Annotated in this window: 17 protein-coding genes; 16 read left to right on the plus strand and 1 reads right to left on the minus strand. The window is 40.2% G+C overall.

Going from position 1 to position 20,578, the window contains the following annotated elements:
* Nucleotides 1-3: 3 nt before the first annotated feature.
* The 4 genes from relA to eno all read left to right on the plus strand — a co-directional run bounded on the left by relA (nt 4) and on the right by eno (nt 6,178).
* Entirely contained in the window at nt 4-2,160 is a 2,157-nt protein-coding gene (gene relA / locus J8M01_RS12270) for a GTP diphosphokinase (protein WP_192506783.1), read from the plus strand.
* 11 nt (nt 2,161-2,171) lie between these two features.
* Entirely contained in the window at nt 2,172-2,969 is a 798-nt protein-coding gene (gene mazG / locus J8M01_RS12275; protein WP_211058156.1) for a nucleoside triphosphate pyrophosphohydrolase, read from the plus strand.
* Between the two features lie 122 nt (nt 2,970-3,091).
* Nucleotides 3,092-4,726, plus strand: a complete 1,635-nt coding sequence (locus tag J8M01_RS12280; RefSeq protein WP_211058157.1) for a CTP synthase — start codon at nt 3,092-3,094, stop codon at nt 4,724-4,726.
* Nucleotides 4,727-4,885: 159 nt separating this feature from the next.
* On the plus strand, nt 4,886-6,178 hold the full coding sequence (gene eno / locus J8M01_RS12285) for a phosphopyruvate hydratase (RefSeq protein ID WP_192506786.1): 1,293 nt from the start codon (nt 4,886-4,888) through the stop codon (nt 6,176-6,178).
* An 82-nt stretch (nt 6,179-6,260) separates the two neighbouring features.
* On the opposite strand, the gene mutH is transcribed toward eno, so the two are convergent.
* Complete coding sequence (mutH, locus tag J8M01_RS12290) at nt 6,261-6,935, minus strand: DNA mismatch repair endonuclease MutH (RefSeq protein ID WP_211058158.1); 675 nt, start codon at nt 6,933-6,935, stop codon at nt 6,261-6,263.
* Between the two features lie 407 nt (nt 6,936-7,342).
* Here mutH and J8M01_RS23970 point away from each other — a divergent pair, with 407 nt between their 5' ends.
* The 12 genes from J8M01_RS23970 to J8M01_RS12350 all read left to right on the plus strand — a co-directional run bounded on the left by J8M01_RS23970 (nt 7,343) and on the right by J8M01_RS12350 (nt 20,312).
* Nucleotides 7,343-8,113 carry a serine hydrolase domain-containing protein gene (locus tag J8M01_RS23970; RefSeq protein WP_348772751.1) on the plus strand — a complete coding sequence of 257 codons (771 nt, stop codon included), beginning with the start codon at nt 7,343-7,345 and terminating at the stop codon, nt 8,111-8,113.
* 731 nt (nt 8,114-8,844) lie between these two features.
* Complete coding sequence (gene rppH / locus J8M01_RS12300) at nt 8,845-9,369, plus strand: RNA pyrophosphohydrolase (protein ID WP_192506789.1); 525 nt, start codon at nt 8,845-8,847, stop codon at nt 9,367-9,369.
* A gap of 13 nt (nt 9,370-9,382) precedes the next feature.
* Nucleotides 9,383-11,653 carry a phosphoenolpyruvate--protein phosphotransferase gene (gene ptsP / locus J8M01_RS12305; RefSeq protein WP_211047570.1) on the plus strand — a complete coding sequence of 757 codons (2,271 nt, stop codon included), beginning with the start codon at nt 9,383-9,385 and terminating at the stop codon, nt 11,651-11,653.
* 70 nt (nt 11,654-11,723) lie between these two features.
* Nucleotides 11,724-12,533 (plus strand): sulfite exporter TauE/SafE family protein, encoded by an 810-nt coding sequence (locus J8M01_RS12310; protein WP_211058159.1) that lies wholly within the window; start codon nt 11,724-11,726, stop codon nt 12,531-12,533.
* Nucleotides 12,534-12,542: 9 nt separating this feature from the next.
* On the plus strand, nt 12,543-13,349 hold the full coding sequence (gene lgt / locus J8M01_RS12315) for a prolipoprotein diacylglyceryl transferase (protein ID WP_211058160.1): 807 nt from the start codon (nt 12,543-12,545) through the stop codon (nt 13,347-13,349).
* A 13-nt stretch (nt 13,350-13,362) separates the two neighbouring features.
* Nucleotides 13,363-14,196 (plus strand): thymidylate synthase, encoded by an 834-nt coding sequence (locus tag J8M01_RS12320; protein WP_211058161.1) that lies wholly within the window; start codon nt 13,363-13,365, stop codon nt 14,194-14,196.
* An 8-nt stretch (nt 14,197-14,204) separates the two neighbouring features.
* Nucleotides 14,205-15,083: a UTP--glucose-1-phosphate uridylyltransferase GalU gene (galU, locus tag J8M01_RS12325; RefSeq protein WP_211058162.1), complete on the plus strand. Its 879-nt coding sequence runs from the start codon at nt 14,205-14,207 to the stop codon at nt 15,081-15,083.
* A 596-nt stretch (nt 15,084-15,679) separates the two neighbouring features.
* Nucleotides 15,680-16,276 (plus strand): FlgO family outer membrane protein, encoded by a 597-nt coding sequence (locus tag J8M01_RS12330; RefSeq protein WP_211047565.1) that lies wholly within the window; start codon nt 15,680-15,682, stop codon nt 16,274-16,276.
* A 63-nt stretch (nt 16,277-16,339) separates the two neighbouring features.
* Nucleotides 16,340-16,963: a FlgO family outer membrane protein gene (locus J8M01_RS12335; RefSeq protein ID WP_192508507.1), complete on the plus strand. Its 624-nt coding sequence runs from the start codon at nt 16,340-16,342 to the stop codon at nt 16,961-16,963.
* 7 nt (nt 16,964-16,970) lie between these two features.
* Complete coding sequence (locus J8M01_RS12340; RefSeq protein ID WP_192506796.1) at nt 16,971-17,612, plus strand: FlgO family outer membrane protein; 642 nt, start codon at nt 16,971-16,973, stop codon at nt 17,610-17,612.
* 95 nt (nt 17,613-17,707) lie between these two features.
* On the plus strand, nt 17,708-19,852 hold the full coding sequence (locus tag J8M01_RS12345) for a TonB-dependent receptor (RefSeq protein ID WP_211058163.1): 2,145 nt from the start codon (nt 17,708-17,710) through the stop codon (nt 19,850-19,852).
* Nucleotides 19,827-20,312, plus strand: coding sequence for a hypothetical protein (locus J8M01_RS12350; RefSeq protein WP_211058164.1), 486 nt, complete (start codon nt 19,827-19,829; stop codon nt 20,310-20,312). The genes J8M01_RS12345 and J8M01_RS12350 overlap by 26 nt, the downstream gene beginning before the upstream one ends.
* Nucleotides 20,313-20,578 lie beyond the last annotated feature (266 nt).

Below are 20,578 nucleotides of genomic sequence, written 5' to 3' on the forward strand. Positions count from 1 at the left end.
CAGATGGTTGCCACCCGTCAATCACATCAACAGCAGCAGTCGGATGACTTTTCAACTCGACTATCGCAACTCAGTTTATCTGCAGACAAGCTGGCTTATTTGCAGCGAGCACATGATTTATGTCCGGCTGAACTGGATGCTACAAGGTTACATAACGCCATTGAAATGGTGGAGATTTTGGCTGAGTTGAATTTTGATTCGGAGTCATTAGCAACCGCCTATTTAACCCCATACTTTTTAAATAAGCAAATTGACCTTGAAAACGTGCAAGCAGAATTTGGTGACAACGTAACTTTGTTACTAAGTGGTGTAGAGCAAATGGCGACTATCAGTACATTGGCGCACCAAGGCAAAGGGAATGTGCAAATTGATAATGTGCGACGAATGTTGTTAGCCATGGTCGAAGATGTGCGTGCTGTTGTCATTAAGCTCGCAGAACAAATTTGTCATTTGCGAGCTGTTAAGAATTCAGATGAGGAAGAGCGAGTAATTGCAGCCAAAGCGACAGCTAATATTTTTGCACCTTTAGCAAACCGCTTGGGAATTGGACAGTTAAAGTGGGAACTGGAAGACCTTTCTTTTCGCTACTTACACCCAAAAACATACAAATCGATTGCAAAACAACTTGCAGATAAGCGCTTAGATCGCGAAGCGTATATGGAAAATATGGTGCATTCAGTAACAACCAAGTTAGCTGAAGCGGGGGTAAAAGCGCAAGTTTATGGCCGTCCGAAGCATATTTTTAGTATTTATAAGAAAATGTCTCAGAAAAGCTACGAATTTGATCAGCTTTTTGATATTCGTGCAATGCGCGTTGTGGTTGATGAGCTTCAAGATTGTTATGCAGCGTTAGGAATTGTACATACGAACTGGCGCCATTTACCGAAAGAGTTTGATGATTATGTTGCAACGCCAAAACAAAATGGCTACCAATCAATTCATACGGTGGTTTTTGGACCAGAAGGTAAAACCATTGAAATTCAAATTCGCACAGAAGAGATGCATCAAGATGCCGAGCTAGGTGTTGCTGCACACTGGATGTACAAAGAAGGTGCGTTGCCAGGCCGAGGTTCGGGCTATGAGCAGAAAATAAGTTGGTTAAGGAAGTTACTTCAGTGGCAAGAAGAAGTAGTTGATGGCAGTGACTTAGCTGACGAACTGAAGAATCAAGTCGTTGAAGACCGGGTTTACGTTTTTACGCCGAAAGGGGATATTTTTGATTTACCTTTAGGGGCAACACCACTGGATTTCGCGTATTACATTCACTCTAATGTTGGACACCGATGCATTGGCGCAAAGATTTTTGGTAAAATAGTGCCTTTCACACATAAACTCGTAACTGGCGATCAAATAGAGATATTAACGCAAAAAAATCCTTCGCCCAGTCGAGATTGGTTAAACCCCTCTCTTGGTTATATTCATTCTTCTCGAGCTCGCAGTAAAATACATCACTGGTTTAAGCAACAAGACCGCGATAAGAACTTGATAGCAGGAAAAGAGATATTAGATGTGCAATTGCATAAGCTGGGTTTGACGTATAAGCACTTAGAGCCCGCAATTTCACGATTTAATTTCAAAGAGCTTGACGATTTGATGGTTGCTATTGGGGCTGGCGATGTACGCATAAATCAATTTCTTAATTATATTATTGATAAGCCTGAAGAAGAAGCGACTGTAAAAATTTCGTCTCCACGTAAACATCGAGGAGATAAAAATGGCATCGTAGTGGATGGTGTCGGTAGCTTGATGAGTCATGTGGCCAAATGTTGTCAACCAGTGCCTGGAGACGACATTGTTGGATATATTACACAAGGTCGAGGTATTGCTGTACATCGCAGTGACTGTGATTCGTTTATGCATATTTGCAAGCAAAAGCCTGAACGTGAGATTGCTGTAAGTTGGTCATCAGAAATACAAGCGGCTTATACGATAACGGTTCGAATTGAAGCAAATGATAGACAGGGCTTAATTCGAGATATCAGCTCAGTACTGGCCAACGAAAAAGTGAATGTCCTCAATATGAACGTGCAAACAGATGATGCACGTGATGTGGCGATATTTGAGATGAAAATTGAAGTATCTGATTTATCAGCAATGAATAGACTGTTAACTAAACTCCATCAAATAGAAGGCGTGTTTGACGCTAAGCGTCAACATTGAGTAAAGAAAAAATGTCCGAAAATGTAGCGACGCTATTAAAAATTATGGCCACTTTACGTGATCCTAAAACTGGTTGTGATTGGGATAAAGCACAAACACTTCACTCAATTGTGCCGCATACGATTGAGGAAGCTTATGAAGTTGCAGGGGCAATAGAAACAAATAATATGCCTGCATTAAAAGGCGAGTTAGGTGACTTGTTGTTTCAGGTAGTTTTTTATGCACAATTAGCACAGGAACAAAGTTTATTTGATTTTGATGACGTGGTGGATACGTTAAATGAAAAGTTAGAGCGACGTCACCCTCATGTGTTTAAGCAACAAGTCACTTTGTCTGAATCAGAGCTAGAACAACAATGGCAAGACATTAAGTTACAAGAACGAGCAGAACATGCTCATAAGTCGAAAGTACTCTGGGATGATATACCTCGTATGTTGCCTGCATTGTCCCGAGCCCAAAAAATACAAAAGAGAGCTTCAGCATTGGGCTTTGATTGGCCAGACTATCATGGAGCACTTGAAAAAGTAGTCGAAGAAGTTGAAGAGGTCAGTGAAGCGTTAGAGTATGATCCGCATTCGACGCATAGTGCGGAAGAAATTGGAGATTTGTTATTTGCGACCGTTAATGTCGCACGACATGCGAAGCACGACCCAGAGCAAATACTCCGTCAAGCCAGCGATAAGTTTGTCGCGCGATTTGCCGGTGTAGACACTGTTTTGCGCAAGCGAGGTGTAAATCTGCAAAAAGCAAGTTTGCAGGAAATGAATGACGCGTGGGAATATGTTAAAAAGCAACATAGTGATCAATGACTTTATAATTATTTAAGATTCAATTTATATTTTAACTGGATTGATACGAGCAACTTTGCTACACTATCGCCCCGTCTTGATTCTTATTTAAATTCCATTTTTCCTGATATTCTAGGGTTCGCATGAGTACAAAATTTATCTTCGTAACGGGCGGAGTTGTTTCCTCCTTGGGTAAAGGTATTGCAGCTGCTTCATTAGCCGCTATTTTAGAAGCACGTGGCTTGAATGTAACTATTCTTAAGCTGGATCCCTATATTAATGTTGACCCAGGCACAATGAGCCCGATTCAACATGGTGAGGTATTCGTAACTGAAGATGGTGCTGAAACAGACCTAGATTTAGGTCATTACGAGCGCTTTATTCGCACCAAAATGACCAGCCGCAACAACTTCACACAAGGCCGTGTATTTGAAGATGTATTACGCAAAGAGCGTAAAGGCGGTTACTTAGGCGCTACAATTCAAGTGATCCCACATATTACCAATGACATCAAACGCCGAGTATTAGAAGGCGCGGAAGGTCATGAGATCGCCATTGTTGAGATTGGTGGTACGGTTGGTGACATAGAGTCACAACCGTTTTTAGAAGCGATTCGTCAGTTAGGTACAGAACTTGGCCGTGAAAGTGTATTGTTCATGCACTTAACCCTAGTGCCATTCCTTGGTGCGGCGGGTGAAGTAAAAACTAAGCCAACTCAGCACTCAGTAAAAGAATTGCGTTCAATCGGGATTCAACCTGATATTCTGGTTTGTCGTTCAAATTGTAAACTGCCAGCAAATGAACGAGCGAAGATTGCGTTGTTTACGAACGTTGAAGAAAAAGCGGTTATTTCTTTGCAAGATGTTGATAGCATTTATAAGATCCCTGCGTTGCTTAAATCTCAAGATTTAGACAACTTAGTGTGTCGTCGTTTCCACTTAGATGTGCCTGAAGCTGATCTTGTTGAGTGGGAACAAGTGTTGTACCAAGAATCAAATCCGACAGGCGAAGTCACGATTGGTATGGTTGGTAAGTACATCGAGTTACCTGATGCATACAAATCCGTGAATGAAGCATTAAAACATGCGGGCTTGAAAAACCGAGTGACTGTGAATATTGAGTATGTTGATTCACAAAATGTTGAAAGCAAAGGAGTTGAATTATTAGCTCATCTTGATGCTATCTTGGTACCGGGCGGTTTTGGTAGCCGAGGTGTTGAAGGTAAGATACTTGCTGCCAAATATGCGCGTGAAAATAAAGTACCATACTTAGGTATTTGTTTGGGTATGCAAGTTGCGCTGATTGAATATGCACGAAATGTTGCCGGTCTTGAAGGTGCAAACTCCACAGAGTTTGACGCAGAATCACCGCATCCAGTTGTGGGGTTAATCACGGAATGGCTAGATGCAGAAGGCAAAGTTGAAATCCGTGATGAAGCTTCGGATTTGGGTGGCACAATGCGTCTTGGTTCTCAGAAGTGCCATGTAAAAGACAACTCAAAAGTATTCGAAGCTTATGGTAGCAACGAGATCTTTGAGCGTCATCGTCATCGTTATGAAGTAAATAACAACTATGTTGAGCGCCTTGAGCAAGCAGGGTTGCAGTTTACTGGTTTGTCAGAAGACAAGAAGCTAGTGGAGATCATTGAAAATAAAGATCACCCTTGGTTTGTAGCCGCACAGTTCCACCCAGAGTTTACTTCAACGCCGCGAGATGGACATCCATTATTTGAAGGCTTTGTAGCAGCTGCACATAGCTTCCAAAAAGCAGAGTCATAATTAAGAAAAGCCGTGCAATCGCACGGCTTTTTTATTGTGTGATAAAAGTATGTATCGCAGTGAATCACTACCAGTATTTAATGCAATGCTTATTTGGTAATAACAGGATAGTAAGCACTTAACAATAAACTCACCATTTTGGGAATAAGAGGAATCAAGATGTCAAAAATCGTAAAAGTGATTGGCCGTGAAGTTATGGACTCACGCGGTAACCCAACAGTTGAAGCTGATGTTCACCTAGATACAGGTGCATGGGGGCGCGCATGTGCACCATCTGGCGCATCGACTGGCACCAGAGAAGCACTTGAGTTACGAGATGGTGATAAGTCACGCTATTTAGGTAAGGGTGTATTAACGGCCGTTAATTTCATCAATACTGACTTAGCACAAGCGTTAGAAGGTAAAGATGCCTTAGCACAACGCGATGTTGATCAAATTATGATTGACTTAGATGGCACAGAGAACAAAGAAAAATTTGGTGCAAATGCAATCCTAGCCGTATCTTTGGCAACAGCGAAAGCTGCAGCCCAAGAAAAAGGGGTTGCATTATATGAACATATTGCCGATATCAATGGCACATCTGGTCAGTATTCAATGCCGGTACCAATGATGAATATCATTAATGGCGGTGAGCACGCTGATAATAATGTGGATATTCAAGAGTTCATGGTGCAGCCTGTTGGTGCGTCTAGTTTCCGTGAAGCATTGCGTATTGGTGCTGAGATATTCCATAGCCTTAAAAAAGTTTTGAGTGCTCGTGGCTTAAATACGGCTGTAGGTGATGAAGGTGGTTTTGCGCCAAACTTGAAGTCAAATGAAGAAGCGCTAGAAGTGATCACTGAAGCCGTTAATGCAGCTGGTTATGAAATGAATAAAGATGTAACACTGGCATTAGATTGTGCTGCATCAGAATTTTACGTTGATGGTAAGTATGATCTAAAAGGTGAAGGTAAAGTATTCGACTCAGAAGGTTTTGCAGGTTTCTTAGCTGATTTAGCGGCACGTTACCCGATTATTTCTATCGAAGATGGCTTAGACGAAAGCGATTGGACGGGTTGGAAAATCTTAACTGATAAAATTGGTGACAAAGTACAATTAGTGGGTGATGATTTATTCGTAACGAATACGAAAATTCTAACACGCGGTATTGAAGAGAAAATTGGTAACTCGATTTTGATCAAGTTCAACCAAATTGGTACATTATCAGAAACACTTGACGCTATAAAAATGGCGCAAGATGCAGGCTTTACTGCTGTGATTTCTCACCGTTCAGGTGAAACAGAAGATGCAACTATTGCAGACCTTGCTGTTGGTACTGCTGCTGGTCAAATTAAAACGGGTTCACTATGTCGTTCAGATCGTGTTGCTAAATATAATCAGCTACTTCGTATTGAAGAAGCACTAGGTGATAAAGCAACATATAAAGGTCGAAGTGAGATAAAAGGTCAGTAAATAATACGCCTTAAAAAAGCCGCCATATTGGCGGCTTTTTTGTAGCCAAATACCAGTAAGTACAGCTTAAAAGGAAATGTAATTACCCTTGAAAGTGTTCTGTTAATATTTGTTGAGTAAATTTTGTTTTTAAATAAAACCCTCTCGGTAAAGTTTTGGTGAGTTTCCCATGCGGTCCAATGACGTCAGTTAAGGCTTTACTGTTTGCTGCCTTAGGCCTGATCTGCATGACTTCACCTAGGTGACCAGATATTTGTTCTATTTTCCCGAGTGCGATTAACTCAATTTGCTCTTCCCAATCTCTTTGTAATTGGTTAATTTGATATGTGTTGGGTTGCCATAAAAAGCCAGAGCCAATTATTCTGTCAATCGGCTGTAACGCTCTTTCGGCTAAAACGGGCAACCAAAGAACATGGGCTAACTTTTTTTTAACGTTGCTATCATGAAATGTTGCGCCTGTAAGTCCAGTTAATGGAACCGTTGTTATGTAGGTGGTTTCAAGAGGCTTACCATTGTATCCAATAGGCAAAGATTTTAATTCAATCCCCAGTAGCTCGAAATCGGGAACCGGTTTTGAGCCAGCACTTGCGCCAAGTACATATTCTAATAACTGTCCTGGCCAGCCTTTTTCTTTGAGTAAATGTTCTGGTGTCTTAAATTGATACTGAGTCGCGAGCTCTCCCAAAGTAATCCCTGCTATGTCGTTTACACGTTGCATGAGCTCATTTATTGTTGCTGGTGGGGATGGTCTTTGCACGATACTCTCTAGTTAGTGATCAAAGTAATTATGCCAACATTGTAACCTAAATATTTCAATTACATGAGTGGTTAACGCCATTGAATGTAAATAATTCAGACAAGGTTAAGGGCTTATTGTTAGAGTAAAAAATGACGTTAAGAGCCAGTTATACAGCTTATTTCGAGGTGTGTTTTTATGCAAATATAACTTACTTCTTGATAAAATAGGTTGTTACAATTAAATGATTTCATCAATATAAATAAAGTACTAAATTCATAAAGGAAAAATGTGTTTATACATCAAATAAAAAGACTCACACCACTTTCATTTCTTTTTTAGCTGCTTGTACTAACGATAGTAAATTAGGTTTTGAGTCAATTGTTGAGAAAGCGCTTACGCAGTTTTTAATCGACGAAAATGCCCAGGTGATTTCTATTGCCATAGTAAGTGGGCAGCACAATTACCAAAACCATTTTGGCCAATTTTCAAATGGAACGAAACCCGGCCATGAAACTATATTTGAAATTGCATCGGTCACTAAAACATACACAGGATTACTCCTCGCTAAAGCAGTAACGGATAAAAAGGTAAAATTAGATGACGATATTAGAGCGTACTTCGGACCTGACAGTTATCAAAATCTACAATATTTAAATCAGCCAATCACTTTGCGCCATTTAGCAACACATAGAAGCGCGCTTCCTCAAGACTTTGCCTTTACTCGAGAAGAGTTCAAAAGTGGCAGAGCTTTTGAGCTGATATTAAATTATTCTAAATCGCAACTGTTTGAAGGTCTGGCCCATTACCAACTGACTTCACGACCTGGGAGTGAATATCAATATTCAAATGTTGGTACGGAGCTCATTGATTATATTCTTGAAAATGTATATAACAAGCCATTTTCGATGCTTGTTACAGAGCTTATTACTGAAAAATCTGGTGAGGAAGATACAAAATTTCGCATTACCAGCGACGAAATCAATAAGATCACCAAAGGGGTAGATGGGGAAGGTGAGAGCGTACCATTGCTTAGCCCATATTCTTTTTCAGAAGGAGGCTTGACATCAACTACTGACTCAATAACACGCTATATGCATTATTTACTTACCTCCAGCTCTGCAGATGTCACCCAATCGCAAACGCTACTTGCAGGAAGTGCAAACACACATGGGCATGCATTTTTGGAACACATATAAATATGATTCAAGTTCGCCAATGCTTTATCACAGTGGAGGGTCAATAGGGACTTCTAGTTGGTTAGCCCTATATCCTGAACAGGGGGGGGTATATTTCTCGTCACAAATATAGCGGCTGACAACACGCAGGGTAAGTTAAATGAAATTGCCAACATAATCGTTGATAAATACGCAAAAGCTGCTGAGTTAAAATAATTATTGAGTAGATTAATCCTAGTAGTTAGCAGCCTTGCTAACTTTTAACTAGAGTTGGAAAGTTATGCTTTTCCTTGTTGTATTAAAGCATAAAGGCTGAGTCCGGTGTGCAGTATAAAGGTTCAAACTCTCCCAATCTGCTTTCAACTTCACTTTAAATTGTTCTGATCACACAAAATGTGCGGTTGTTTTTTGTACTAAGTGTTTTTTGTTTAAATAAAAACCGCATATTTATACAGTGTTTTTGATTAAGTTATTGATACTAAATGAAAAGAGAGGCTTTGTGACAAGTGCTAATATTGCACGCAGCATTAGATTTTGGATAAATACAACTATATAAACATAATTATCCACAGAAACTGTGGAAAAGGCGGGGTAATTATATGTAAATTGTGGATTTGTTTGTATATTAGCCTTTTCCCTTCTTTTAATTTGGCAAGCTGTGGATAACATGAGTGAAAGCGTGAATAATGTTTGCTGTGTGGCATAAGTTGTGGAACAATCATTAAAAATCGACTTATAAAAGAGGCACTAAGGTGATTGATGCCGAAGGTTTTCGTGCCAATGTCGGAATTGTTATCTGTAACAATCAAGGACAGGTGTTTTGGGCACGTAGATATGGGCAGCACTCCTGGCAATTCCCCCAAGGTGGTGTTGATGAAGGTGAAACCCCTGAACAAACAATGTATCGGGAACTCAACGAAGAAGTTGGTTTGAAACCGGAAGATGTTGAGATTGTAGCAAGTTCCAAGCATTGGTTACGGTATAAACTGCCAAAGCGTTTGATCCGTAGGGACTCAAGCCCAGTTTGTATAGGTCAGAAACAAAAATGGTTTTTGCTAAAATTACGATGTAAAGATGAGGATGTCGACTTACTTCATACTCACCACCCTGAGTTCGATGATTGGCGATGGGTTAGTTATTGGTATCCTGTCAGGCAAGTTGTATCATTTAAACGAGATGTATATAGAAGGGTGATGAAGGAGTTTGCGCCATTTGCAATGCCTTTTCATAAGAGAGAGCATAGCCACCGTGACCAGCCGTGGCGTAATAGAAAATAAAGAGTGAGGCCATGTGTTAGCGACATTACGAAGTATTGTAGAATCGGTTGCACAACAGCCAACTTTAAATGATGCATTAAGTCAGTTTGTGTCTTTAGTTAAAGACGCTATGAATACCGAGTGTTGCTCGATTTATTTTGCTGATTATAGTCAAGATAATTTTGTACTGATGGCAAGCGACGGGTTAAACCCTGATGCCATCGGTCATTTTGTTATTGGTTTTACTGAAGGGCTTGTTGGGCTAGTCGCACAGCGTGAAGAGCCGATCAATATTGCACATGCACAATCCCATCCACGCTTTAAGCACTCCCCTGAAGTTTGCGAAGAGGGCTATAATGCATTTTTATCTGTACCAGTTGTACACCAACGTAAAGTATTGGGTGTTATTGTGGTGCAGCAAAAGATTGCGAGGGTATTTAGTCATGATGAAGAATCATTTTTAATCACCTTATCTGCACAGTTGGCTTCTCAATTGGCTCATGCTGAAATTCAATCATCACTTGCTCAGGACGCCTTCTCTCATCAAACATCCGTATTAAAAGGCGTACCAAGTATGCCTGGAATAGCAATTGGCGAAGCATTTGTTTTACTGCCCAAGCTAGATTTTACGAGTGTTGAATCACAAAAAGTAAATAATGTAGAGCAGCAGCGAGCGCTTTTTCTACAAGCTGTTACAGCAACAAGGCAAGAGTTTAAAGTATTGGCTAATACTTTGAGTGATAGTATTCCAAAAGAAGCATTAGCTGTATTTGAGGTATATCAGCAGTTGCTTGATGCTCAAAGTTTAGGTTTACAAGTCGAGCAGCAGTTAGTTGATGGTTGGTGCGCAAAAAGTGCATTAAAGCATGTAATAGACTCGCTAGTATCACAATTTAATGCGATGCAAGACCCTTATATCAAAGAGCGTGCGATTGACGTGAAAGATATTGGGCTTCGAGTCTTACATCACTTGATGGCGACTGAGCAGACTGTAAAAGTTTATCCTGAAAATACCATATTGGTTACTCATACGTTAGTACCTATGATGTTGGCCGATATCCCAAAAGAAAGGCTCAAGGGCGTAGTCAGTGTTCAAGGCGCAGCCAACTCGCATGCTTCTATTTTAACTCGTGCGATGGGTGTACCTGCCATTTGGGGCGTCGAAGATATTCCATTATTACAATTTGAAGCTAAAGATCTAATTTTAGATGCCTATGCTGGGCGGTTATATATTTCCCCATCGAATAGCCTGCGTCATGAATATGAACAGTTGAGACATCATGATAGTGCACTGCATGATAAGTTCGAAGCGGAGCACGCATTAGAACCCGAAACGCTAGATGGTGAGAAAATAAGTCTATTGTTAAATGCTGGACTCAATTTATCTACAGAGCAAGTAAGTGCCAACTATTGTGATGGTGTGGGCTTGTATCGAACTGAATCATGGTTTATGCAAAAAGGTCAGTTTCCCACTCAAAGTGAACAGGAAAAGTGGTATAGAGAAGTACTTAGTCGATATCATCCAGGCCCTGTTGTGATGAGAACATTGGATATCGGTGGTGATAAAGTTCTAGATTATTTTGATATTAAAGAAGAAAACCCGTTTCTCGGTTGGCGAGGGATCAGGGTATCGCTAGACCATCCTGAAATATTTCTCGATCAAATTAAGGCTATGATCAAAGCGAATGTTGGTCTCGGCAATTTACGGATCATGCTGCCGATGGTAAGCCGTACAGAAGAAGTTGATGAAGCTTTACAATTGATTGAGCAAGCATATTTTGAATTGCAAGATGATTGGGCTGATCCGTTTTTGTTAATGGATAAACCTGAAATAGGGGTTATGTTGGAAGTACCTTCGAGCGTTTACTTATTAAGTGATTGGGCCGATAAAGTAGATTTTTGCTCCGTTGGAAGCAATGATTTGACGCAATACTTATTGGCGGTTGATCGTAATAACTCTCAAGTTGCAGAGTTATTTGACCCTTATCACCCAAGTGTATTGAGAGTGTTGAACCATATCGCAATAACATGCCAAGAGGTTGAATTATCATTTAGTTTATGTGGGGAACTGGGCGGCGAACCTGAAGGGGCCATTTTATTGGTTGCAATGGGCTACCGCCGCTTGAGTATGAATATTTCGGCACTCAATAAGGTGAAATGGGTGTTACGCAGGTTACGGGTTGAAGATATGGAAATGCTTTTGAATGAGTGCTTGGCGCAATCTTCTGTTAAGCAAGTGCATAGGCTCTTACGTAGTTTTATGATTGAACATGATTTTAGTGAGTTGTTATACCAGTCAAAATAGCACTTTCCTTAGTGCGTCAATAGTTAGAATAGGCTACCATAGCCGCGAAAAAGCAGAAGAGAAACAATTCATGACCGAAACCCTTCTATTGATAGTTTGTTGTGCCTTGCTTGGCTGTGGTGTTGGTTTCTTGGCTGGGTTATTAGGGATTGGTGGAGGGCTTATCATTGTACCTGCTTTAAGCAGTATTTTACTATACTTTGAAGTGGTGGATTCACCTCACATCTTAGTAGTGGCAATTGCAACGTCATTGGCTTCAATTTTATTTACGTCTACTTCATCAGCGCTTGCTCATCATAAGAAAAAAAATGTGCCATGGGATATTACGCCATGGATTATGGGGGGGGTTGCATTCGGTGCGTTAGTGAGTGGTTTTATTGCAGGTTTATTGCCAGAAGCAGCGATACGAGTTATTTTCTCTGTCAGTGTGGTGTTGATAGCATTAAAAATGCTGTATAGCAGTACAAAAGTTCAGCAAAAAAAACGGGCTTTACCAAATCATCTTGTTTTAAGTGGTTTAACCGCTATGATGGGAGGGCTATCAGCAATGATTGGTATTGGAGGTGGGGCGTTGCTAGTTCCACTTTTGACTTATTTTGCTGTTGACATGAAAAAAGCGATTGGTTGTGCTTCTACAAGTGGTATTGTCATCGCGCTTTTTGGCTCTGTGGGGTACGTAACTTCGGGTAGCATTCATCACACATGGGCACAAGGTTTTGCTGGTTTTGTATATTTGCCAGCACTTTTTGGTATTGTTCTGACGTCTTGGTTTACGGCCCCTATTGGTGCTAAAGCAACGCAGTATTTACCCACTTCAATGATTAAAAAGATATTTGCAGCTTTATTACTTTTTATTGCTGTAAGTATGATAATGAACTAAAGGACGGCTATGGCTTTACAGTTTCCTGAAATAGACCCAATTATTTTTTCAATTGGACCATTGAGCGTACGTTGGTATGGCGTAATGTACTTAATTGGTTTTACATTTGCTATGTGGCTAGCGAATCGGCAAGCAGAGAAGCCAAACTCAGGATGGACGAAAGAGCAAGTGAGTGACATGCTGTTTTATGGTATGTTGGGGGTTATACTTGGAGGCCGGATTGGCTATGTATTATTTTATCAATTCTCCCATTTTTTAGAAAACCCGCTATACCTATTAAGAATTGATCAAGGTGGTATGTCTTTTCATGGTGGGGCTTTAGGCGTTATTGCGGCGATTGTTATTTTTGCTATTCGTACTAATAAATCGATTCTCTGTGTGGGAGATTTTGTTGTGCCATTGGTCCCAGTCGGGTTATTAGCCGGGCGAGTTGGTAATTTTATCAATGGCGAGCTCTGGGGGCGAACTACAGATGTTCCTTGGGCTTTTGTATTTCCTACTGGTGGACCTTTGCCAAGGCACCCTTCACAGTTATATGAAGCCTTATTTGAAGGGTTAGTTTTATTTATTATGCTGATTTGGTTTGCAAAGCGACCAAGACCAGCGGGCAGTGTTGCTGGTTTATTTTTGTTAGGCTACGGTATATTTAGGTTTTGTATTGAATACTTCAGAGAACCAGATGCACATATTGGATTGTATGGTGGTGTGATATCACAAGGGCAGATTTTATCATTGCCAATGGTTATTGCCGGTGCAGTACTCATGGCTTGGGCGTATAAGAGACAGTCTTTAGAACAGTCGCAATCAAATAGTTAAATTAAGTTAAGTTATGAAGCAATATTTAGAGTTAATGCGCCATGTAAAAGAGCAGGGCACAAAAAAAGAAGACCGAACTGGTACAGGGACCGTTAGTGTTTTTGGATACCAAATGCGCTTTAATTTGCAGGAAGGTTTCCCTTTAGTTACGACTAAAAAATGCCATATGCGCTCAATTATTCACGAATTGTTATGGTTTTTAAAGGGCGAAACTAACATTGCCTATTTAAAAGAGAATGGCGTGAGTATTTGGGATGGCTGGGCAACTAATGATGGTGAGTTAGGGCCTGTGTACGGTAAGCAGTGGCGCTCATGGAGTGGTCCCAATGGTGAAGTTGTAGATCAAATTCAAGATATTATTGAACAAATTCAAAACAACCCAGACTCGCGCAGACTTATAGTGAGCGCTTGGAATCCTGCATTATTGCCGGATACAAATTATTCGCCAAAAGAAAATGCGCAAATGGGAAAGCAAGCACTCCCTCCGTGTCATACTTTATTCCAGTTTTATGTATTAGATGGGAAGCTTTCTTGTCAGCTTTATCAGCGAAGTGCCGATATTTTCTTAGGTGTACCATTTAACATTGCAAGTTATGCATTATTAACGATGATGATTGCTCAAGTATGCGATTTACAGCTTGGAGATTTTATTCATACGTTCGGTGATGCGCATTTATACTCTAATCATATGGAGCAAGTGGACGAACAATTATCTAGAGTTCCGTATGCAAAACCCACAATGAAAATTAACACAGAAGTAAAAGATATTTTTGCTTTTAAATATGAAGATTTTGAGCTGGAGAACTACCAGGCTCACCCACATATTAAAGCACCTGTGGCTATTTAGGAGAAAAAATGAAAGCCGTTATTCCTGTTGCGGGACTTGGTACTCGCATGTTGCCAGCAACGAAAGCAATCCCAAAAGAAATGCTACCCATTGTTGATAGGCCGCTTATTCAATATGTTGTTAGTGAAGCGGTGTCCTCTGGCATTAAAGAGATTGTACTTGTTACTCACTCTAGTAAAAACTCGATTGAGAATCACTTTGATACGAGTTTTGAACTTGAAGCAACATTAGAGAAACGAGTTAAGCGACAGTTGCTCGCCGAAATACAGTTAATATGCCCGAAAGATGTAACAATTATTCACGTAAGACAAGGTGAGGCTAAAGGTCTAGGTCACGCCATTAACTGTGCAGCCCCGATTATTGGAGACTCCCCTTTTGTGGTGATGTTACCAGATGTGCTTATAGACGATGCGTCGAGTGATTTAACGAAGGATAACTTAGCAGAAATGCTGAGTCGATTTAAAGAAACAGGGAAAAGCCAGATAATGGTAGAGCCTGTCGCGCATGAGAGTGTTGATAAGTTTGGCATCGCAGATATTGGCGATGTTGTACTTGATGCGGGCGCTAGTTGTGACTTAAATCTATTAGTAGAAAAGCCAAGCATTGAAGATGCTCCTTCAAATTTGGCTGTGGTGGGTCGATATGTACTGAGTAAAAATATTTGGCCTCTGTTAGCAAAAACTCCACTGGGTGCAGGTGATGAAATACAGTTAACAGACGCAATTGCTATGCTTATGAGTGAAGATGCTGTGCAAGCGTACGCAATAAAAGGGCGAAGCCATGACTGTGGAAGTAAGTTAGGGTATTTACAAGCTAATATAGAATATGCTTTACGTAGAAGTGAGTTTGCTAGTGACTTAAAAAAACACATTAAGTCACTTTTATAATCGATTTTTTGAATTAACCTACATTTCTAATTAGGCGACCATTATGTTTAATCAAAACTGACGTATGGTCGCTCTATTCCTTCTCATAAATATACAAGTATGAGTTACATAAAGACTCTGACTTCTCTAATTACCTAATACAGAAACAACAAGGTTAGTAACAATTCTTTTTTTGTGAAGTGACTTGTTGCGGCAAGGCTTTGCCATGCATACATACGTTAAAGTATATCGGGTAAATACGCACATGGGTCTGCTGAGGATATTTTTTTATTATGGGTTTGTATCGCTGTTGCGAAGCCTCGATAAATGAGTCAGTTTTTAGAAACTAAAATCATGCAGCGTTTGTAATGGTTATTTAAGTTAATAGGTACTCAATTTGGGCTGTGAAATCACAAAAAATACATTACACGCAAGAAGGTAGGTAAGTGATAGAAATATTCATTGCTTTTTTGTAGAACGAGCAAGCAGTGTTGAATGAGTAACGAAACAGCAATATTGTATTGTAATGACAGGCCTAAGATACGTCATGAGTGCGTGTAACCAAATTTAGGTATGCTTTTTGCATTTGATAAGCAAATGATATTAGGATACGCACAATGCAATATTTACTCGTAATACTGATAGCGCTATTGGGCGGGTGTCAACTCGTTGAAGAACCTGCACCTAAGCATGTGGCATATATTGCGCCTGCAAAAAGCATGGCACCTTATACGGTGCATGAGTATGTCAGTAGTTTGACTGTGCAATTGAGCAATATAACAGGTATGCGTAAGAATAACGCACGTATCGCTATTACAAGCTTTTTTAAAGCTGATGCGTTAAGTAGTGGACTCGCAAATCAGCAAGTAGTAGGCCTTAGTCAGCAGATTCAAGAAAGCCTACTCACCCAGTTTACTCAACTTGGTTATCATACTATAGAGCACCGACTTGACACACAAATGACTCTTATGAGTAACGCAGAAAGTATTTTGAGCCGAAATGCAGAGTCATTACGACTGCGCCAAAATATTGACTTTATCGTCACTGGAACACTGACACAGCAACAGCATGCTTACATAGTTAATGCTAGGCTGATAAATATGCAAGATGGACGTATTGTTTCAGCAGCTACAGCTGAGATACCGATAAATACGATGTGGACGGATGAAAAGGTCCAACAACGAAATGGTTTAATTTACCGAACTGAATACTAACGAGGAATCATCATGAAATTTCTATTTGTCGCGTCAATTTTTCTATGCACAGCTGGTTGCTCGATGTTTAATGCAAAAATGACGAGTAGCCAGGCTGAAGATACAATCGCAAATGATTCTCGAACTGTGGCAGCTCCAATGGCGAGTGCGCACTTATTTCAATCCAAAAAGGCGGTGCCTAATACTGCTTCTCAAATGACCTCAATTAGTCGGAAAAATATAAACCACTATGTCCGAGGTATGATGCAAGATATGGCTGAAAATTTGCAGTATGTTAATCAAAAGACCCCATTGGCAGTATCGAGCTTTGTTTTTCTAGATGATGAATATGATGATTCATCATTATTAGGCAATCAACTATCGGAAAGCTTTATGCATGAGCTACATCATTTTGGCGTTTCTGTGATTGATTTCAAAACGACAGACTATATGCGAGTGACACCTCAAGGAGATTTTGTATTCAGCCGTGATTATTTGGAATTAAATGAGGATCAAAACTTTCAATATGTGTTGGCGGGTACTTTGGTAAATCATCAAGGGGGAGTGCTTGTTAATGCACGAATTATTGGATTAATGAGTAAAGCGGTAGTTGGCTCTGCTCAAGGGTTTATTCCGCAAACGGTTGTGGATGCATTAGGCAGCAGTTATCGAACTGATGGGATTATGATGAAGAAAGCGGATCGGTGAGGTAATTATGTTATTAATAAGTATTAGAGGCTTGGCTATTAGCTGTATTCTGTTGGTGCTTTCTGGATGTACGATGACAGATTGGTATGCAACTAAACAGCCCGTTAGCCATAAAGAACCGAGTACTATGAATGATAAAATGTACGATGAATTAGAGGCAGGAGAAGCTGAAGTACTGAACTCAACGAGCGTATATTATCCACAAAGTCACCATGTGAAACTAGAAAGTTATGTAGAGCAAATGGCGTTAGACTTGGTCGATACGATGGTGTCAGAGCAAGCGATTAATATTGCAGTTGCGTCTTTTGTAAATTTAGATCGTTCTTTGCAGGTCAGTACTCAGTTAGGTAACCAGCTTTCAGAAACTTTTATTCATCAATTGCAAAAGTTTGGGTACGGTGTTGTTGATTTTAAAACCACCAACCAAGTCGCTGTTACGGGGTATGGTGATTTTGTTTTTTCGCGTGATATAAAACAACTAACAGGTGATAGAATTGCAAGTCATGTATTATCAGGCACCTTGCTGTACAGAGTGAATGGGGTAGAGGTGAATGCTCGTGTGATTGATATTGAGTCGAAGCGTGTTATTGCCAGTAGCACTAAGTTAGTACCAACTTATGTAATTCACGGCTCATCAATAGAGTCTTAAACCGCTGAGGATATGAAGGTTACACTTTTACCGTAAAAGGTTTACAGATGCTTAAACTTAAATGATAATTGTTTTCATTTAAGTTGGGTTTACTGTTGCTACACTTTATTTTAATTTTTATTTATGGCTTTTTCTTATGCCTATCTGCTGGTGCCTTAGCTAATATCGGAAAAGTTCAAGCTCCAAAATTACTGCCTGTTTCAAATAACCCTGAGCGTATTGAAGTCGTTGGGGTGCGCAAGCGCCTCTATGAAAAAGGGCTATTAAAAGACAGCATAGTCAAAACAGAACTCATTTCAGAACAGCAAATTAAAGCAACTCAGGCCGCAAATTTAAGCGAGGCCATTTCCAACTCTATAGGGATTAGAGTTTCTAATGAATGTTCAATGTGCGGTGCAAAGCGGGTGATGATAAATGGCCTTAAAGGTGAACATACGAATGTTTTAGTTGATGGTATTCCACTTCACACAATGTTGTCTGGGTTTTATGGGCTAGATGCAGTTGCAATGTCAGGTATTGGAAAAATCGAAGTTGCAAGAGGGGCTGGTGCTTCTCTCATTGCACCAGAGGCGATTGGTGGAACTATAAACTTAGTCGCTCAAACACCGACTGAAAGTGGCGGTGAGCTTGATGCTTCTTTAGGGAATTTCGGGTATCGAAAGTTTGCCTTTATGGGGTCTGTGGTGCCAAAAGGGCATGGTATCAGTACCAGTATGATTGTTCAATTAGATGAACGTAAGCAGTATGATGGAGATAATAATGGCGTGAGCGAAAGTCCGCAGTTAGAAAATCAATCATTTACGACATTACTATCATATGACTTTGATCGGGATACTGATATTCGAATTCGCTTTAATCATACTAAGTCAGAGGTATTTGGAGGTCCTATTTTGGGAGGTGATATAGGTACTGTAAAAGATATGCTAGCGAGTGTGTCATTAGGAGAAGCTCCTGCATTATTTGCTCAAGGACATGTCAATGACCGCTATATAGGGCATCCGTGGGAGACGGCTGAGTGGGTAAAAACACAAAGAAATGAAGTACTAGGGTCAGTATTAAGAGAGTTTGGATCGTCTTTTAATGGAACATTGAGTGTAGCCCGTGTTAATCATAAACAAGTATCATTTTATGAGGGGGTTGATTATGATGCGAAAGATAATATGGATTATGTCGACCTAAGGCTAAATTGGGATTTTAATTCAGACCACTTAATGACATTTGGCGTAGATTATCGGAATGAGCAAATGCGCTCTCACTCTCGTGCACTTGCAACACTGAATAACTATGTATCGGATAGTTTTGATTATTTGGTGCAAGGTATCTATTTACAAGATTCATGGACGGTAAATACGTGGTTAGAAGTATCGACAGCCATGCGATTAGGTCATGTCAAAGCTGATTTTGTTGACCCGATGAAAGTGGGAATCGAGATAGATAAAACATTACTCTCTCCAAGAGTTGATAGTAGGGTTTTTCACTCGGAGGAGTTGACGTCACGCTTGTCTATTGGACAAGGTTACCGTGCGCCTTTGTCATTTTTTGAAAGTGATCATGGAATTCTAGATGCGCAAAAAGGGTACCTAATTGATGTGTCTCAACTTGAACGGTCTAAAAGTATCAGTTATTCGCTTAACTTTGAGAACGAAACATGGATAAACACCGCATCTATTGCATATACACAAGTAAAAGGGTTAGCTAGTTTAGAGAGTAATGATGCCGGCATACCGGTTTTGAGCCAATTAACTCAAACGGCTAGTGTGTTAGCTATAGACTTTGCGCTTTCGTATCAACTAAATAAAATGTTCAATATTGCTCTATCAGCAGAAGCATATAAATACAATGATCCCTTTAGGGCATCTTTTGCAATTGCCCCCATAGAAAAGCGGGGAACCGTTTCTTTTAATTGGCAGTATATCCATCATACCTTAGATCTGACTTTAGTTTATGTAACCAGTCGTAACCTTAAAGATTATAATTACTTTGGATATAATGATGTTAAAAACAAAAAACTAAAACCAACGGATGTACCAGCATTTTCGACCGTTGATTTCAAATATCAATTTAATTGGACGCGTGAGCTTACCTTATATATTGGTGCCAATAATGTACTGAATTATAGCCAAGCCCGTACAGGGAGTTCCCCGTTATTATTTGGTGCCGAAGGTGGATATGACGTGACATATATTTACGCTCCTATGCGAGGAAGAATGGTATATGCTGGATTTGATTGGGATTTCTAAATTAGTCAGAAGCGTTCTATGTGTTTTGATATTGATGATAAGCGGGGCTGGATATGGGTATGTTGAGCAGCTTACCAGGCGGTTGGATGATGGAAGTGATAGCTCTTTGTACAACTTGCATGGACCAGGATTAACTCTGAGCTTTTTCACACCAGAATGTACTTGGTGTAAAAAACAGCATCGTGTGTTAACCGAACTTGCAGTGATTTGTCGAGAGCTTAACCCTGTAATGGTAGGAATTAATGGGAATAAGGTAGGCTACAAACAAACTTTGCGACGTATGTCTAACACACTTCCTGCGATCGTAGCCCCTCAGGGGCTGGTTGCTGCATTGCCTAATTTATCTGTTCCCCGTGTTATTGTGATTGACTCAAAATGGCAGATTGTTACCCACTTAGTTGGCTTTTCAGACGCTGAGATGCTGCTGGATATTTTACAGCAGAATAACATGTGTTCGTGATAAAAACAGGAATGAAATCATGGGATATACGAGGGGCTGTTGATCTTTTTGGTTCATTTTTGCAGCAGTTTGACTAAGTTTAATACAGGGTGGAGGCTGCGTAGCATAGTTATTCCATGTGAGTCTGCCGATAACATAGTAGAGAAGCCACTCAAGCACTGCTTACCGGCTCTTTTGAGTACTCCGTGTCTCTTTGTTGCTTAATATTCGCTTAGATTACTAGGCCACATATTAAGTGCCGCGATAAAAGCATGCTCAAAGAGAAC

The organism is Pseudoalteromonas sp. MMG005, assembly GCF_018101015.1.
Lineage (GTDB): Bacteria > Pseudomonadota > Gammaproteobacteria > Enterobacterales > Alteromonadaceae > Pseudoalteromonas > Pseudoalteromonas aurantia.

Coding starts and splice junctions, on each gene's coding strand:
- relA (WP_192506783.1), top strand. CDS start 4: ATGGTTGCCACCCGTCAATCACATCAACAGCAGCAGTCGGATGACTTT.
- mazG (WP_211058156.1), top strand. CDS start 2,172: ATGTCCGAAAATGTAGCGACGCTATTAAAAATTATGGCCACTTTACGT.
- J8M01_RS12280 (WP_211058157.1), top strand. CDS start 3,092: ATGAGTACAAAATTTATCTTCGTAACGGGCGGAGTTGTTTCCTCCTTG.
- eno (WP_192506786.1), top strand. CDS start 4,886: ATGTCAAAAATCGTAAAAGTGATTGGCCGTGAAGTTATGGACTCACGC.
- J8M01_RS12310 (WP_211058159.1), top strand. CDS start 11,724: ATGACCGAAACCCTTCTATTGATAGTTTGTTGTGCCTTGCTTGGCTGT.
- lgt (WP_211058160.1), top strand. CDS start 12,543: ATGGCTTTACAGTTTCCTGAAATAGACCCAATTATTTTTTCAATTGGA.
- J8M01_RS12320 (WP_211058161.1), top strand. CDS start 13,363: ATGAAGCAATATTTAGAGTTAATGCGCCATGTAAAAGAGCAGGGCACA.
- galU (WP_211058162.1), top strand. CDS start 14,205: ATGAAAGCCGTTATTCCTGTTGCGGGACTTGGTACTCGCATGTTGCCA.
- J8M01_RS12330 (WP_211047565.1), top strand. CDS start 15,680: ATGCAATATTTACTCGTAATACTGATAGCGCTATTGGGCGGGTGTCAA.
- J8M01_RS12335 (WP_192508507.1), top strand. CDS start 16,340: ATGTTTAATGCAAAAATGACGAGTAGCCAGGCTGAAGATACAATCGCA.
- J8M01_RS12340 (WP_192506796.1), top strand. CDS start 16,971: ATGTTATTAATAAGTATTAGAGGCTTGGCTATTAGCTGTATTCTGTTG.
- J8M01_RS12350 (WP_211058164.1), top strand. CDS start 19,827: ATGCTGGATTTGATTGGGATTTCTAAATTAGTCAGAAGCGTTCTATGT.